Source organism: Paraburkholderia acidicola (genome assembly GCF_002362315.1).
GTDB classification, from domain to species: Bacteria; Pseudomonadota; Gammaproteobacteria; order Burkholderiales; family Burkholderiaceae; genus Paraburkholderia; species Paraburkholderia acidicola.
Map to the genome: position 1 here is coordinate 85589 of NZ_MTZV01000004.1, position 15052 is coordinate 100640.

18 protein-coding genes and 1 pseudogene are annotated in these 15052 nt (G+C 63.5%); 11 read left to right on the forward strand and 8 right to left on the reverse strand.

The features are described from left to right. Positions 1-60: 60 nt before the first annotated feature. From BWP39_RS10615 to BWP39_RS10625, 3 genes and pseudogenes are all read right to left on the reverse strand, one after another. Positions 61-1035, reverse strand: a complete 975-nt coding sequence (locus BWP39_RS10615) for a quinone oxidoreductase family protein (protein ID WP_096719879.1) — start codon at positions 1033-1035, stop codon at positions 61-63. 77 nt (positions 1036-1112) lie between these two features. Next, positions 1113-1408 (reverse strand): annotated as a pseudogene (locus BWP39_RS10620) (methylglyoxal synthase). Positions 1409-1491: 83 nt separating this feature from the next. Then, positions 1492-2271, reverse strand: coding sequence for an SDR family oxidoreductase (locus BWP39_RS10625; RefSeq protein ID WP_096719881.1), 780 nt, complete (start codon positions 2269-2271; stop codon positions 1492-1494). Between the two features lie 246 nt (positions 2272-2517). On the opposite strand from BWP39_RS10625, the gene upp reads away from it, so the two are divergent. The 9 genes from upp to rng all read left to right on the forward strand — a co-directional run bounded on the left by upp (position 2518) and on the right by rng (position 10720). After that, positions 2518-3168: a uracil phosphoribosyltransferase gene (gene upp, locus BWP39_RS10630; protein ID WP_091018431.1), complete on the forward strand. Its 651-nt coding sequence runs from the start codon at positions 2518-2520 to the stop codon at positions 3166-3168. Positions 3169-3352: 184 nt separating this feature from the next. Further along, the gene (locus tag BWP39_RS10635; protein ID WP_096722414.1) at positions 3353-4081 is read left to right on the forward strand and encodes a YebC/PmpR family DNA-binding transcriptional regulator; all 729 of its coding nucleotides are present in this window, start codon (positions 3353-3355) and stop codon (positions 4079-4081) included. Positions 4082-4249: 168 nt separating this feature from the next. Next, positions 4250-5524, forward strand: coding sequence for a phosphoribosylamine--glycine ligase (gene purD / locus BWP39_RS10640; RefSeq protein ID WP_096719883.1), 1275 nt, complete (start codon positions 4250-4252; stop codon positions 5522-5524). A gap of 199 nt (positions 5525-5723) precedes the next feature. Beyond that, entirely contained in the window at positions 5724-6647 is a 924-nt protein-coding gene (hemF, locus tag BWP39_RS10645; protein ID WP_096719885.1) for an oxygen-dependent coproporphyrinogen oxidase, read from the forward strand. Positions 6648-6741: 94 nt separating this feature from the next. After that, complete coding sequence (locus BWP39_RS10650; RefSeq protein ID WP_096722416.1) at positions 6742-7455, forward strand: nicotinate-nucleotide adenylyltransferase; 714 nt, start codon at positions 6742-6744, stop codon at positions 7453-7455. A gap of 2 nt (positions 7456-7457) precedes the next feature. Next, positions 7458-7961, forward strand: a complete 504-nt coding sequence (gene rsfS / locus BWP39_RS10655) for a ribosome silencing factor (RefSeq protein ID WP_096719887.1) — start codon at positions 7458-7460, stop codon at positions 7959-7961. Between the two features lie 86 nt (positions 7962-8047). Next, positions 8048-8518 (forward strand): 23S rRNA (pseudouridine(1915)-N(3))-methyltransferase RlmH, encoded by a 471-nt coding sequence (gene rlmH, locus BWP39_RS10660; protein ID WP_096719889.1) that lies wholly within the window; start codon positions 8048-8050, stop codon positions 8516-8518. Positions 8519-8617: 99 nt separating this feature from the next. After that, positions 8618-9241 carry a Maf family protein gene (locus BWP39_RS10665; protein WP_096722418.1) on the forward strand — a complete coding sequence of 208 codons (624 nt, stop codon included), beginning with the start codon at positions 8618-8620 and terminating at the stop codon, positions 9239-9241. Positions 9242-9250: 9 nt separating this feature from the next. Then, positions 9251-10720 (forward strand): ribonuclease G, encoded by a 1470-nt coding sequence (gene rng / locus BWP39_RS10670; RefSeq protein ID WP_096719891.1) that lies wholly within the window; start codon positions 9251-9253, stop codon positions 10718-10720. Between the two features lie 20 nt (positions 10721-10740). On the opposite strand, the gene BWP39_RS10675 is transcribed toward rng, so the two are convergent. The 5 genes from BWP39_RS10675 to BWP39_RS10695 form a co-directional block, all read right to left on the reverse strand. Next, complete coding sequence (locus BWP39_RS10675) at positions 10741-11046, reverse strand: helix-turn-helix domain-containing protein (RefSeq protein ID WP_096719893.1); 306 nt, start codon at positions 11044-11046, stop codon at positions 10741-10743. Beyond that, positions 11046-11342: a DNA-binding protein gene (locus BWP39_RS10680; RefSeq protein ID WP_096719895.1), complete on the reverse strand. Its 297-nt coding sequence runs from the start codon at positions 11340-11342 to the stop codon at positions 11046-11048. The genes BWP39_RS10675 and BWP39_RS10680 overlap by 1 nt, the downstream gene beginning before the upstream one ends. 58 nt (positions 11343-11400) lie before the next feature. Further along, positions 11401-12420: a hypothetical protein gene (locus BWP39_RS10685; RefSeq protein ID WP_096719897.1), complete on the reverse strand. Its 1020-nt coding sequence runs from the start codon at positions 12418-12420 to the stop codon at positions 11401-11403. A gap of 159 nt (positions 12421-12579) precedes the next feature. Then, the gene (locus tag BWP39_RS10690; RefSeq protein ID WP_096719899.1) at positions 12580-12885 is read right to left on the reverse strand and encodes a helix-turn-helix domain-containing protein; all 306 of its coding nucleotides are present in this window, start codon (positions 12883-12885) and stop codon (positions 12580-12582) included. 19 nt (positions 12886-12904) lie between these two features. After that, positions 12905-14167: a type II toxin-antitoxin system HipA family toxin gene (locus tag BWP39_RS10695; protein ID WP_207556745.1), complete on the reverse strand. Its 1263-nt coding sequence runs from the start codon at positions 14165-14167 to the stop codon at positions 12905-12907. 189 nt (positions 14168-14356) lie between these two features. Between BWP39_RS10695 and BWP39_RS31950 the strand changes: the two genes are divergently transcribed. Next, entirely contained in the window at positions 14357-14509 is a 153-nt protein-coding gene (locus BWP39_RS31950) for a hypothetical protein (protein WP_170043850.1), read from the forward strand. Positions 14510-14556: 47 nt separating this feature from the next. Beyond that, positions 14557-14880 carry a hypothetical protein gene (locus BWP39_RS32295; RefSeq protein WP_096719901.1) on the forward strand — a complete coding sequence of 108 codons (324 nt, stop codon included), beginning with the start codon at positions 14557-14559 and terminating at the stop codon, positions 14878-14880. Positions 14881-15052: the final 172 nt, after the last annotated feature.

The window sequence follows — 15052 nt, forward strand, 5'->3', positions numbered from 1 at the left end:
TTCCCTGGCGGGGAACGGCTTTCTACGGGGGTGTCCGGGTATTACCGGGCCTGGCCGGGATCAGGGCAGCAGGATCGTCGAACCCGTCGTGCGGCGCGCTTCGAGGTCCACATGCGCCTGTCCTGCATCGGGCAGCGCGTAGCGCTGGTTAATGCTGGTCTTCACCTTGCCCGACAGCAGCACGTCGAACAGCTCGTTCGACATCGCATCGTAATCGCTACGCTTCGCTATGTATGTAAACAGTGTCGGTCGCGTAAAGAACAATGAACCGCGGCCCGCGAATTCGGACGAGTCGATCGGCGGCAGCGGTCCCGATGCATTGCCGAAGCTGACGAACAACCCAAGCGGTGCGAGGCAGTCGAGCGATGCCGTAAAGGTGTCCTTGCCGATCGAGTCGTAGACGACCGGCACGCCCGCGCCGTTGGTAATCTCGCGCACGCGCTTCGTGAAGTCTTCGCGCGTGTAGACGATCGGGTGATCGCAACCGTGCGCCTTCGCGATCTCCGCTTTCTCATCCGAGCCGACCGTACCGATCACGGTCGCGCCAAGCGCTTTCGCCCACTGGCACGCCAGCAGCCCGACGCCACCCGCGGCGGCCTGGATCAGGATCGTATCGCCCGCCTTGACCGGATAGGTACGGCGCAACAGGTATTGCGCAGTGAGCCCCTGCAGCATCACCGAAGCCGCCTGTTCGTAGCTGATTCCGTCAGGCAGTTTCACGACCTTTTCCGCAAGCAGCACGCGCTCCTGCGCATAGGCGCCCGGCGGCCGCGCGACATAGGCAATGCGATCGCCCACCTGCAGGTTCTCGACGCCCGCACCGACCGCGCTCACCTCGCCTGCGGCCTCCATGCCGAGACCGCCCGGCAACGGCAACGGATACAGACCCGTGCGGAAATACACATCGATATAGTTCAGACCGACCGCATGCTGCTTCACGCGGATTTCGCCCGCGCCCGGTTCGCCTACTTCGACGTCGACCCACTTCATGACTTCGGGGCCGCCGGTTTTGTCGAATCGTGTTGCCTTGACCATCTTCTCTCCTGGTTTCCGATGCGTTCTCGATACGTTTTCGATGCGAACTGTGTCAGTGTGACTGGCGAAGCGTTACGTCACACACGCCCGGCGACGCGCAGCGTGAGCGCGTCGAGGATCATGCGTGCCGTCGAAATATTGGTCGCGCACGGTACGTTGTGCACATCGCACGCGCGCACCAACGCATTGATGTCGGGCTCGTGCGGCTGCGGTGTCATCGGGTCGCGCAGGAAGATCACCATGTCGACGTTACCCTCGGCCAGTTGCGCACCGATCTGCAGGTCGCCGCCGTGCGGGCCGGACAGCATCCGCTGTACCTCGAGATGTCGTCCTTCTTGTGGTCGTGCGCGATCAGCGCGACGCGGGTGCTCATGACTGCGGTCTCCTGAATGGGTCTGTTTTTGTCCGGTTTTGCCTGATTTCGCGGGCCCACACGCTGCGGGGCTCGCGTTGCACTCAGTACGTTCCGGGGTACGTGCCACCGTCGATCAACCAGTTCTGTCCGGTGATATAGCCGCCATGCACGCTGCACAGGAACGCGCAGGCGCGGCCGAACTCGTCGGGGGTCCCCAGCCGGCCTGCGGGAATCGACGCCATGCGCCGGCGCCGCGACTCCTCGATCGACACATCCTGCGCTTTGGCCTGCGCGGCGATGGCTGCGTTCACACGATCCGTATCGAACGAGCCCGGCAGCAGGTTATTGATCGTCACGCCCTGCCCCGCGACCTTGCGCGCCACGCCGGCAACGAACCCCGTCAGCCCCGAGCGCGCGCCGTTCGACAGCCCCAGCACATCGATCGGCGCCTTCACCGACGAACTCGTGATATTGACGATGCGGCCAAAACCGCGCGCCATCATGCCGTCGATGGTCGCCTGGATCAGCGCGATCGGCGTCAGCATGTTGGCTTCGAGGGCGCTGATCCAGTCGTCGTGAGTGAACGAACGGAAGTCTCCCGGCGGCGGCCCGCCCGCGTTATTGACGAGAATGTCCGGCTGCGGACAGGCGGCGAGCGCTGCGGCGCGGCCTTCGGGGGTGGTGATATCGCAGGCTACCGTCTTGACCTCGACGCCGGTCTGCGCGCGAATTTCCGCAGCGGTGGCTTCGAGCGTCTGCGCGGTGCGGGCCACGATCGTCAGCGCCACACCTTCGGCGGCGAGCGCCTCGGCACAGCCTCGGCCGAGCCCCTTGCTTGCCGCGCAAACCAGCGCGGTGCGTCCAGCGATTCCCATATCCATGTGCGTTTCCCTTTGGGTGCGAACGAAATTTCCCTCGATTCTAGAAGAATCGCCGCCGCACTGCCGGAGGCCACGCACGGCCTCGCCCGCCGCCCCGCGCATAATCTCCGCTATCTTCGGCCTGGACTTTCGGTAAACTTGCAGCCGTGGTTCGCCTGACCGGTCTGTCCGGCGCGAACCAGCCTGCCATTCCCCGAGCTTCCGCCCGCCACCCCGCCACCTTTTCGCAGCGCTTGCGCATAAGCCATGACCCAGGACAGCCGCTTTCCCAATCTTTTCATCCTCGATCACCCGCTGATCCAGCACAAGCTCTCGCATATGCGCGACCGCGACACGTCGACGCGCACGTTCCGCGAACTGCTGCGCGAGATCACGCTGCTGATGGGCTACGAAATCACCCGCAACCTGCCGATGACCACTCGGCCCGTCTCGACCCCGCTCGTCGATATCGACGCGCCGGTCATTGCGGGCAAGAAACTCGCGATCGTGCCGGTGCTGCGCGCGGGCGTCGGCATGTCGGACGGACTGCTTGAGCTGATCCCGTCGGCGCGCGTCGGCCATATCGGCGTCTACCGGGCCGACGATCACCGGCCGGTCGAATATCTGGTGCGGTTGCCCGATCTCGAGGACCGCAACTTCATCCTGTGCGATCCGATGGTCGCGACCGGCTACTCGGCCGTGCATGCCGTGGATGTGCTCAAACGCCGTGGTGTGGAAGGCTCCAGCATCATGTTCCTCGCGCTGGTGGCGGCGCCCGAGGGCGTACAGGTGTTCCAGGACGCGCACCCGGACGTGAAGCTGTACGTGGCGTCGCTCGATTCGCATCTGAACGAGCACGCGTACATCGTGCCCGGCCTCGGCGACGCCGGCGACCGGCTGTTCGGCACGAAGAACTGAGCGCCGCGCGGGCCGGCGCGAGAGCGCCAGCCTGGGCGGTCACCAAGGCTGTACGCGGTTTTCAGGCGCAGGCCGACGGTCGGCGGCGTGATAAAATTCGCGTCTGCTGACCGGGCGAGCGCCCGACATCGCAACGACAATTGCACTATGTGTGCGCCTCAAGGCGCATGCGCTGGAGAAAGGTATGGCGGGTCATTCGAAATGGGCCAACATCAAGCATAAGAAAGCAGCGACCGACGCAAAGCGCGGCAAGATCTGGACGCGGCTCATCAAGGAAATTCAGGTCGCTGCCCGCATGGGCGGCGGAGAGATGGATACGAACCCGCGTCTGCGGCTCGCCGTCGAGAAGGCGTACGACGCCAACATGCCGAAGGACAACATCAACCGCGCGATCCAGCGCGGTACCGGCGGTGTGGACGGCGCGAACTACGAGGAAATCCGCTACGAAGGCTATGGCATCAGCGGCGCGGCCATCATCGTCGACACGATGACCGACAACCGCATCCGCACCGTCGCGGAAGTGCGTCACGCGTTTTCGAAGTTCGGCGGCAATATGGGCACCGACGGCTCGGTGTCGTTCATGTTCGATCACGTCGGCCAGTTCCTGTTCGCGCCGGGCACGCCCGAAGACAAGCTGATGGACGCGGCGCTCGAAGCCGGCGCCGAAGACATCGTGACGAACGACGACGGCAGCATCGAAGTGCTGTGTCCGGCCAACGATTTCCCGAAGGTGAAGTCCGCGCTCGAAGCGGCCGGCTTCAAGGCCGAAATGGCCGAAGTGACGATGAAACCGCAGACGGAAATCGAGTTCACCGGCGACGACGCGCTCAAAATGCAGAAGCTGCTCGATGCGCTCGAAAATCTCGACGACGTGCAGGAAGTCTATACAAACGCAGCAATCGCCGACGAGTGAGCGCGCTGCGTTGCGCTGACCGAGGTTGCCCAGGCGGGCTCGCGTGGCAGTGGCAGGCGCGCCGGTTCGCGCTGTGCGAACCTCGCGACTGAATATTCACAGATTCACGGCTGACGATCTAACGCTCGCGCGTCAGCCGTTCACGGTTTTTAGTCTTCGGGGAAACACATGAAGTTACTCGTCGTCGGTTCCGGCGGTCGCGAACATGCGCTCGCATGGAAGCTCGCGCAGTCGCCGCGCGTGCAGCTCGTCTACGTCGCGCCCGGCAACGGCGGCACCGCGCACGACGAGCGGCTGCTCAACATCGACATCACCGAGCCGGCTGCGCTCGCCGATTTCGCCGAGCGCGAGCAGATCGCGTTCACGCTGGTCGGCCCGGAAGGCCCGCTCGCGGCCGGCATCGTCAATCTGTTCCGCTCGCGCGGTCTGAAGATCTTCGGGCCGAGCAAAGAAGCCGCGCAACTGGAAAGTTCGAAGGACTTTGCGAAGGCGTTCATGAAACGTCACGCGATCCCCACCGCCGAATACGAAACCTTCACCGAACCGGCCGCGGCGCATGCGTACCTCGACGCGAAAGGCGCACCGATCGTGGTCAAGGCCGACGGCCTCGCTGCCGGCAAGGGCGTGGTGGTCGCGCAGACGCTCGAAGAAGCGCACGCCGCCGTGGACATGATGCTGTCCGGCAACAAGCTCGGCGATGCGGGCGCGCGTGTCGTCATCGAAGAGTTTCTGACCGGCGAGGAAGCGAGCTTCATCGTGATGGTCGACGGCAAGCACGTGCTGGCGCTTGCGTCGAGCCAGGATCACAAGCGTTTGCTCGACGGCGATCAGGGGCCGAACACCGGCGGAATGGGCGCCTACTCGCCCGCGCCGATCGTCACGCCGCAACTGCATGCACGCGTGATGCGCGAAATCATCCTGCCTACTGTGCGCGGCATGGAAAAGGAAGGCGTGCGCTTCACCGGCTTCCTGTACGCCGGTCTGATGATCGACGCGCAAGGCAACCCGAAGACGCTCGAATTCAACTGCCGGATGGGCGACCCGGAAACGCAGCCGATCATGGCGCGGCTCAAGGGCGATTTCTCGAAGGTCGTCGAACAGGCGATCGCCGGAACGCTCGATACCGTCGAACTCGACTGGGATCGCCGCACCGCGCTCGGCGTCGTGCTCGCCGCGCACAACTATCCGGAGACGCCGCGCAAGGGCGACCGCATCAGCGATATCCCGGCTGCCACCGAAGAATCGGTGACGTTCCACGCGGGCACGACGCTCGTGGACGGCAAGCTGCTCACGTCGGGCGGTCGCGTGCTGTGCGTGGTCGGGCTCGCGGATTCGGTGCGCAGTGCGCAATCGGTTGCGTACGAGACGATCAACCAGATCTCCTTCGACGGCATGCAGTATCGCCGCGACATCGGTTATCGCGCGCTCAACCGCAAGCATTGAGCGACCGGTGCGGCGCCTCGCGCGGGCGCCGGCCGGCTTCGGCGCTACACTTCGGGTATTGCCGCGGGCGTCCGGTGCTGGCCGCCCGCGACGCGGCAAACGGCGGGATTTCGGCCCGCTTGTTGCCATGACGGCCCGCCGGCCGGCACTCCCCTGAACCCGCGGCCACCCAACCGGGCCGCCCAGCAGCCCCGTATTCATGACCGATCCGACCTATAACGTCCAGGCCGTCCGTAGCTGGCTGCAGCAGTTGCAGGCCAGCATCGCCGATACGCTCGGCGCCTTCGACGGCAAGCCGTTCGCCACCGACGCATGGCAGCGCGGCCCCGGCGAGAAGCTGCGCGGCGGCGGTTGCACGCGCATTCTCGAAGGCGGCGAATTTTTCGAACGGGCCGGCATCGGCCTGTCGGACGTCGCCGGCGACGCACTGCCCGCGTCGGCGAGCGCAGCGCGGCCGCAGCTCGCGGGGCGCAGTTTCGAGGCGATGGGCGTGTCGCTCGTGCTGCATCCGCACAATCCGCACTGCCCGACCGTGCACATGAACGTGCGCCTGCTGATGGCCACCAAGCCAAACGAAGCGCCGGTGTTCTGGTTCGGCGGCGGCATGGATCTCACGCCGTGCTACGGCTACGAAGAAGACGCGCAGCATTTTCATCGCGTGTGTCGCGACGCGCTGCAGCCGTTCGGCGCAGACCTGTACCCGAGCTTCAAGCGCTGGTGCGACGAGTATTTCTTCCTCAAGCATCGCAACGAGACACGCGGTATCGGCGGGATTTTCTTCGACGATTTCTCGGCGCCAGGCTTCGAGCGTTCGTTCGAAATGGTACAAAGCGTCGGCGACGCGTTTCTCAAGGCCTATCTGCCGATCGTCGAGAAACGCCGCAACCAGCCGTACACCCAGGCCGAGCGCGATTTCCAGGCCTACCGGCGTGGCCGTTATGTCGAGTTCAACCTGGTGTTCGACCGTGGCACACTGTTCGGGCTGCAAAGCGGCGGACGCACCGAGTCGATCCTGATGTCGATGCCGCCCGTCGCCAACTGGCGCTATAACTGGCATCCTGAGCCCGGCACGCCGGAAGCACGCTTGCAGAGCGACTTCCTCGTGCCGCGCGAGTGGGTGTGATGGCCGCCGAACATGAGTGCCGGGTGAAGACTGCCCGCCTCGCGGCCGCCAGACGCACCCCGGCGCACGCCTTGTCACGACAAAGGATCACGATCTGAATCCGCCCGTTCTTTCCGCTGCCCTGCCCCGCCGGATCGGTCTGCTCGGCGGCACGTTCGATCCGGTCCACGACGGCCACCTCGCGCTGGCGCGACGGTTCGCCGACGTGCTGCAACTGACCGAGCTCGTGCTGCTGCCCGCCGGCCAGCCGTGGCAGAAAACCGACGTCACGGCAGCCCAGCATCGCCTCGCGATGACGCGCATCGCGGCCCGGACCCTGACGATACCTGGCGTGACAGTCAGCGTCGCCACCGACGAAATCGAACATGACGGCCCGACCTATACCGTCGAAACCCTCGCCCGCTGGCGCGAGCGAGAAGGATCGCAAACGTCGCTGGCGCTGCTGATCGGCGCGGATCAACTGGTCAAGCTCGACACCTGGCGCGACTGGCGCAAACTGTTCGAGTTCGCGCACGTGTGCGCGTCGACGCGGCCCGGTTTCGATCTGGGTTCGATTCCGCCCGTCGTGGCGGCTGAAATTGCGGCGCGCGCAGCGAGCGCCGACGTATTGCAGGCAACACCCTGCGGGCATCTGCTGATCGATACGACACTGGCATTCGACGTCTCGGCCACGGACATCCGCGCACATCTGCGCGAACGGGTCGCACATCATGCGAACCGTGCGGACAACGAGGTTGGCCAACCAGCCAGCCACGTTCCCGCAGCCGTGTGGGACTATATTCTTCAACATCATCTGTACCACCAGTAAATATGGATATACGCAAACTGCAACGCGCGATCGTCGACGCTCTCGAAGACGTGAAAGCGCAAGACATCCGGGTGTTCAACACCACCCACCTGACCTCGCTGTTCGATCGCGTGATCGTCGCGAGCGGCACGTCGAACCGGCAAACCAAGGCACTCGCGTCGAATGTGCGCGACAAGGTCAAGGAAGCCGGCGGCGAAGTGATCAGCACCGAGGGCGAAGACATCGGCGAATGGGTGCTGGTGGACTGCGCCGACGCGGTCGTCCACATCCTGCAGCCGGCGCTGCGTCAGTACTACAACCTCGAAGAGATCTGGGGTGACAAGCCGGTGCGCATCAAGCTGTCGACGCCGAACCCGTTCGGCGGTGCGCAGGCGAGCGAGCCGCTCGACGATGAGGACGAGGACGATGAGCCGGTCGCGAAGGTGGCAAAGACCGCGAAGGTCGCCAAGGCTGCGAAGGTCGCGAAGCCCAAGCCCGCTCGCAAGACGCCCGCGCGGCGTAGCTAGCTCATTGTGGTCACGCAGGCAGCCGCGCTGGCGCGCCATGCGGACCGCCGCGTGGCGCGCGCCAGCGTAGCCTCACGTACGCCATCATGAAACTGCACATCCTCGCGGTCGGTCACAAGATGCCCGACTGGATCGCAGCCGGCTTCGACGAATACACGAAGCGCATGCCGCCCGAGCTGCGCATCGAGTTGCGCGAGTTGAAGCCCGAGCAACGCTCGTCGGGCCGTTCCGCCGACAGCGTGATGGCTGCCGAACGCCAGCGCATCGAAGCCGCCCTGCCGAAGCAGGCGCGCATCGTCGCACTCGATGAACATGGCAAAGACTGGACCACGATGCAGCTCGCCGCCGCGTTGCCAGACTGGCAGCAGGGCGGACGCGACGTGGTGTTCCTGATCGGCGGCGCGGACGGGCTCGACCCGGCGCTGAAGGCGCGCGCCGATATGCTGCTGCGGCTCTCCAGCCTGACGCTGCCACATGCGATGGTGCGCGTGCTGCTCGCCGAGCAGTTGTATCGCGCGTGGACCATTACGCAGAATCATCCTTATCATCGCGCGTAGTGCGGGCTCCGCCGCGCGGCGCATCCCGTGCGTACTGCGCGGTTGCGCCGCGCAGTTGTGCTGCGCCGCAACCGTCACGCGTCCTCCGGAAACGCCGCCATGTCATCTGCTGCACTGTACCCATTCGTCTATCTCGCCTCGCAGAGTCCGCGCCGTCAGGAATTGCTGCAACAGCTCGGCGTGCGCTTCGAACTGCTGCTGCCGCGTCCTGATGAAGATGCCGAAGCGCTCGAAGCCGAACTGCCCGGCGAAGCCGCCCACGACTACGTCGTGCGTGTCTGCGCAGCGAAGGCGCAAGCCGCACGCGCGCGCCTCGTGGCAAGCAGCCTTACGCATGCGCCGATCCTCGTTGCGGACACAACCGTCACGATCGACGATGCGATCCTCGGCAAGCCCGTCGACGCCGACGATGCGCTCGCGATGCTCGCGCGCCTCGCTGGCCGCGACCACGACGTGCTGACAGCAGTCGCTGCAGTCACTGCCGACGGCGCGCTATTACCCACCGTGCTGTCCCGCTCGCGCGTACGCTTCGCTGCGGCCTCCGGGCAGATGCTGCGCCGCTACATAGCGACCGGCGAACCAACGGGCAAGGCAGGCGCTTATGGCATCCAGGGACGCGCCGCGGAGTTCGTCGAACATATCGACGGGTCCTATTCAGGTATCATGGGTTTGCCGCTTTTTGAGACCGCTGCGCTGTTACGCGCAGTGCGCATCGACTTCTAGAACAAAACCATGAACGAAGAAATCCTGATCAACGTCACCCCTCAGGAAACGCGCGTCGCGCTCGTCCAGCAGGGCTCGGTCCAGGAGCTTCATGTCGAACGCACGCTATCGCGCGGACGGGTCGGCAACGTCTATCTCGGCAAGGTCGTGCGTGTGCTGCCCGGCATGCAATCGGCCTTCATCGATATCGGTCTCGAGCGTGCCGCGTTCCTGCATGTCGCCGACATCTGGCATCCGCGCACCGAAGGTGACCCGCAACGTCCTGTACCGCATCAACCGATCGAGAAGATCGTGTTCGAAGGACAGACGCTGATGGTGCAGGTGGTCAAGGATCCGATCGGCACCAAGGGCGCACGCCTGTCGACCCAGGTCAGCATCGCGGGACGCACGCTTGTCTATCTGCCGCAGGAGCCGCATATCGGCATCTCGCAGAAGATCGAGAGCGAGACCGAACGCGAAGCGGTACGCGCGCGCCTGACGGCCGTGCTGCCGGTGGACGAGAAAGGCGGCTATATCGTACGCACGATCGCCGAAGATGCGACCAGCGAGGAACTCGCCTCCGATGTCGCCTATCTGCGCAAGACGTGGGCAACGATCCAGTCGCAATCGCAACGCATGCCGCCCACCACCCTGCTCTACCAGGACCTGAATCTTGCGCAGCGCGTGCTGCGCGATTTCGTCAACGACGAGACGACGCGCATCCAGGTCGATTCGCGCGAGACCTTCCAGATGCTGTCCGACTTCGCGGCAGAATTCACGCCCACGGTGTCGCCGAAACTGCATCACTACACCGGCGAGCGGCCGCTCTTCGATTTGTACAACATCGAGACGGAAATCCAGCGGGCGCTGTCGCGGCGCGTCGATCTGAAGTCGGGCGGCTATCTGGTCATCGACCAGACCGAAGCGATGACGACCATCGATGTCAACACCGGTGGCTACGTCGGCGCACGCAATTTCGACGACACGATCTTCAAGACGAATCTGGAAGCCGCGCATACGATCGCGCGCCAGTTGCGGCTACGCAATCTGGGCGGCGTGATCATCATCGACTTCATCGATATGGAGAACGTCGAGCACCGCGACCAGGTGCTCGGCGAATTGAAGAAAGCGTTGTCGCGCGATCGCACGCGCGTGACCGTGAACGGTTTTTCGCAGCTTGGGCTCGTCGAGATGACGCGCAAGCGCACGCGTGAATCGCTCGCGCATGTGCTCTGCGAACCTTGCCCGGTGTGCCAGGGTAAAGGCCAGGTCAAGACGTCGCGCACTGTCTGCTACGACGTGCTGCGCGAGATCTTGCGCGAATCGCGGCAGTTCAATCCGCGTGAGTTTCGCGTGGTCGCGTCGCAGCAGGTGATCGATCTGTTCCTCGAAGAGGAATCGCAGCATCTCGCGATGTTGATCGATTTCATCGGCAAGCCGGTGTCGTTGCAGGTGGAGTCGAATCTGAGTCAGGAGCAGTACGATATCGTGCTGATGTAAGCCCACTAAGGGCCGCTATGTTATGCCGCAAGCTCCGCGGTCAACTCAGGATGTCGAATAATCAAACGGAGAAGGCACAGCACTGCGCCCGAGGGAGAAAACCGACCTTGTTCCCAGTCGCGCAGCGTCGCAACCGGCGTACCGATCCGCTCTGCGAACGCAGGTTGAGTCAAGCCCGACGCTTCGCGTGCCTGGCGCACAAGCATTTGCTCGGGCGTTGTCACGCGGCCAGCTCGCGCCTTGGCTTCTGCAAGCGCCTGGCGCAGATCCGGCAGCGACTCACCGGCGTCGGCCTCGATGGCCTTAGCGATTTTCTCGATGTCCATCACAGCACCTTTCGAATGTCCCGGGGGAGCATGTTCTCGCGCTCAGTCTTGGCATAGACCGCCACGAGCAACACGATTTCCTCATCGGTGAGGTTGAAGTAGATTACTCGCGCGCCACCGGACTTCCCCGTGCCTGCGCGCTTCCAGCGGACTTTGCGAGCGCCGTCGGCACCCGGGATCACATCTCCCGCATCCGGATTCACGGCAATCCACGTAATAAAGTCGAGACGTTCGGCGTCGGACCAAATACGCTCGGCCTGCTTCTGGAAAGTCGGGGTTTCAATCACAGTCCGCATGCGCGAATTATACGGGATTCCCGTATAACATCAAGCGCCGCATCGCGCGGATCGCCACTTACCCATACGCCATCGACGCCCGACGCAACTGCCGCCAGTCGCCCTTTTCGGCGATCTGCGTATCAAGCGCGCCATGCGGCGACAGGTTCACCATACGCACTCCACGACGCTCGAGCAACGCCGCTGCCTCGCGAAACGATGGCGCGATGAACGCATCGAAATGATCGTCGAGCGAACTGGGCTGCATCGTATTGGCGGTTTCGTAAAAGCGCGGTGTGCGCGCGGCGTGACGAAAATCGAGCCCGTGCAGATAGAGCGTGTCGAAGCCCAGCGAATGAAGGATCTGCAGACCCGTGTACGCCACGGTGCGACCGTCGAATGTACCGCGCCGGATATCGAGGCTAAAACCGAGTGCACGCGCTTCGTCAAACACGACGAGGCCATCGCGGGTCTGTGCAGCGCGCAGTTCCTGACGACGCAACGCGCGCCGGCATGCAGGGTAGCGAACGTCCTCGATGGGAAAGATCCGGCACTGCATCTGTTCGAGCGGGAAGTACTGCGCGATGTACCAGAGGACCAGCGGCGTAGCGAACAGGACAAGGCGCTGCTGCATCACGCGGGCCACCAGGTCGGGACGGTTTCTCGCGAACCCGGCGTCCACGATGCAGTAGTAGTCGAACTGCACCGGGTGCCGGTCCTGCAATGCAATCGCGCCGTTCACACCCATGACGTGATCGAGATCGAGCGACGCGTAGTCGATATCGTTGATTGAAGGACCGGTCGCAATCAGATGACAGGCGCCGTTGAATGCACCGAGCAGCGTGTCCGCATTTTCAATCGGCAGTTCGTGACGCCCGACCCGCATGCGCCGCAGGTATCCGCTTTCATGTCGCTCGACAGCGACGGCTCCCCATAAGCGTTCGTTGTGACGAAATGCGCGGGAGTGCGTCCAGCGATACAGCAGCTTGAGCATCGTGCCCCGGATGCGCCGGATCGGGCCGGGCCATGTATAGCGATGAGGCTTTGACGGCAATTCGATCGCGGGGAGCGCCGGCGTTGCCCGTTCCACTGAAAGCATAGAGAGGTCGTCCAGGATGCATCGGACCATTGCCCGATTAACCGGCGACCAGTCTAGTTCTGCGAGGGATTACGCAGGTTACGGCTAAATCTCAAAGCTTTACATATCGTTACAGGTTACCTGCGCGATGTGATCCGTCGCGATTGCCGATCAAAGCCGTTAGCTCGTGGCCGGTGAAACCGGGGTTTTGGGTCTGATCGAAACGAATCCAACGCGCAGCCCGAAGAGCTTCGCAATGCTGTTGAGCGAATCAACGGTTGGGTTGCCGGCTCCGCGCTCGGTGTCCTGGACGACCCGGCGGCTGACGCCCCGGTGCGCGGCGAATTCCGCCTGAGTCAGGCCCGTCATCTCGCGCATCGCTTTCATGGCCTCGGGAATGGTCATGTCGCCCCGCTCGATTCTTTCGTAGAACGCTTTGCGCAAGGCATTCTGCTCGTCACGGGTGGGTCGGTTCCGACGGGGCATGATGGGTCTCTGGCGGTTATTAAAGGGTTTTCAGTTGGCGGGTCTGCGTATCGACCGAAAGCGCCAGGAAATCGACGATGTCGTGATCGACGCCCTGCGCTTCCAGGATGTCCGGCAGGCGCTCGATCTGTGCGGCAAACTGATTCAATCCCTGAGCGAGTAGCTTGCGCTCCTGGTCAGGAACAGGTAGCGCGGCAACGATGTCGGCCCAGTCCGTCAACTCAACCCTGGTATCGGGTCGATACCACCTGAGCGTTCGGGCAATCCCTTCGGGGTCCAGATACATCGGAGCGAAATCGAATAAAGGCGTGAGTTGGACCTTGCCGTCGACAAGTTGTACGGCCGTATTGCGTGCGTGATTGTCCGTGTTGCGCATCGCCAGATTGAGCACGTCGCGCTTGATGAATTCGAGCGTCTCGGCTGCGGGATCGGTCGCCACCTTGCGGATTCCGGCCGTGACGTCGAAAAGGCTCGGGCGCCGGTCAAAGCCGGACAGCCCCAGGATGGATGCCACGCTTTCCTGATGGAGACGCACGACTTTCCCGTCGCGCACGATCCGGTCAAAGCGGGGGATCAGCAGAACATCTCCGTGAAGCGTGGGTAAATCCATGTGCGTGCGGATACCGAGTGCAGCGGCTACCCGCATATATGCGGCTTCATTGCGCAGGACCTTGTGGTCGGCTGCACTATTGCCGCGCGGTAGTTTCACGATCAGATGCTGGGTAGCGTCGGCGTCGGGGAGTACGGCATCGCCGTGCAACAGGCCTGCCCGGTCCCGTGTCAGCAGGTACTTCGGCGCGGCGCCCTGAACGCCTGTGGTACCTGTGCCCAACATCCCGTGCAGATGCATCCTTTCTGCGAATTCCGCGCTACGCCCGGCGACATCGTCAATTGTCAGTCCCGGCAGATTGCGCGCATCCGCGTGCCGTGTCAGGTGCGCCCCAAGATAATCGACTGCTTCGGCAACCCGAATACGCCCCACCGGATTAAAGGCACCCGCACAGATCAGCGGAAAGTCCGCATCGGGACCATCCGGTAGTTGCAACTGGCTCAGCAGGAAGCGACGGCCAGCCCCTTGCGGAACGAGGTCATAGAGGAAGGCGGGCATGGCCCGGGCCGCGCGGATGTCCATATCTACTGGCTCGGCCAGTGATAACGGGGCATCCGCGTGCTCGACGGCATAGATCACCAGATGATTCCACTGGCATAGCCCACCGTTGAGTTCGACCTCAGCGCAGTCGATCCAGCGATCATCCAGGAATATCTGCAGGGTGCAATCCATGAGAGAACTCCTTGTGCCTCATAAATGTAGCACAATGACACAGAAATCTCCATATACGCCTCTTATAAGTGCTTTTTAATGACTCGACGCACCCAAACCCGGAACAACACCTCCCCCGTTTGCCCAGCGCCTTTTCATCCGCATCGCCTAGAATTTCTAGGATGCAATACGACGTGAAGGGAGGCTGCCATGGCTGAATCGATGGTCAGCATCGTGGTGGGGCTCATGGTCATCGCCATTGCGGTGATGGTGCTCGGTTCGCACCACCGCCGAGAACACCGGACAGGCGCGATGCGTCATGACGGTCACCGGCTCTGGGACAGGATGCGACACCGGCATTGAAGCCGCGCCGCAAACGCGCCAAGGCGCCCTGACCGACGGAGACGACCATGATCGACGAGTACCGCGAATATGCATGCTGGCAAACAGCGGAGTACGAAGGCTTCGAGGTCCACGTCGCACCGTTTCCGCAAGATCCGCCCACGGTTCCACCCGACGCGAAACCGCTGCGCTACACGTACATCGGCTACGTCTGTCATCCCGGAGCGGATCCGGCAATTCCGGGGCATGCGGTGCCGTTTCATCCGGATGGCGACGTGAGCTTTGCGAGCGCCGCCGATGCACTGTTCGAAGGCGTGCACGTGGGACGGAGCATTGTCGACGGCACGCATCCGGATCTGTCGGTGCTGGCGCTCGTGACCAGTGGCGTGTGACAGCACTGCGGGCGCACGCGATACCGCGCCGGCGCTGCCAATTGCCAGCCGGCGTTCTTCAAGGTCATCGACGCCGCAGCCTCGCGCTACGTGCCCCGCCACACGGCTGCGGGCTTACCCCACTGTACAATTCGGCCTTTAGTCGCTGGACGCGATGCAACCCACGCGGCCA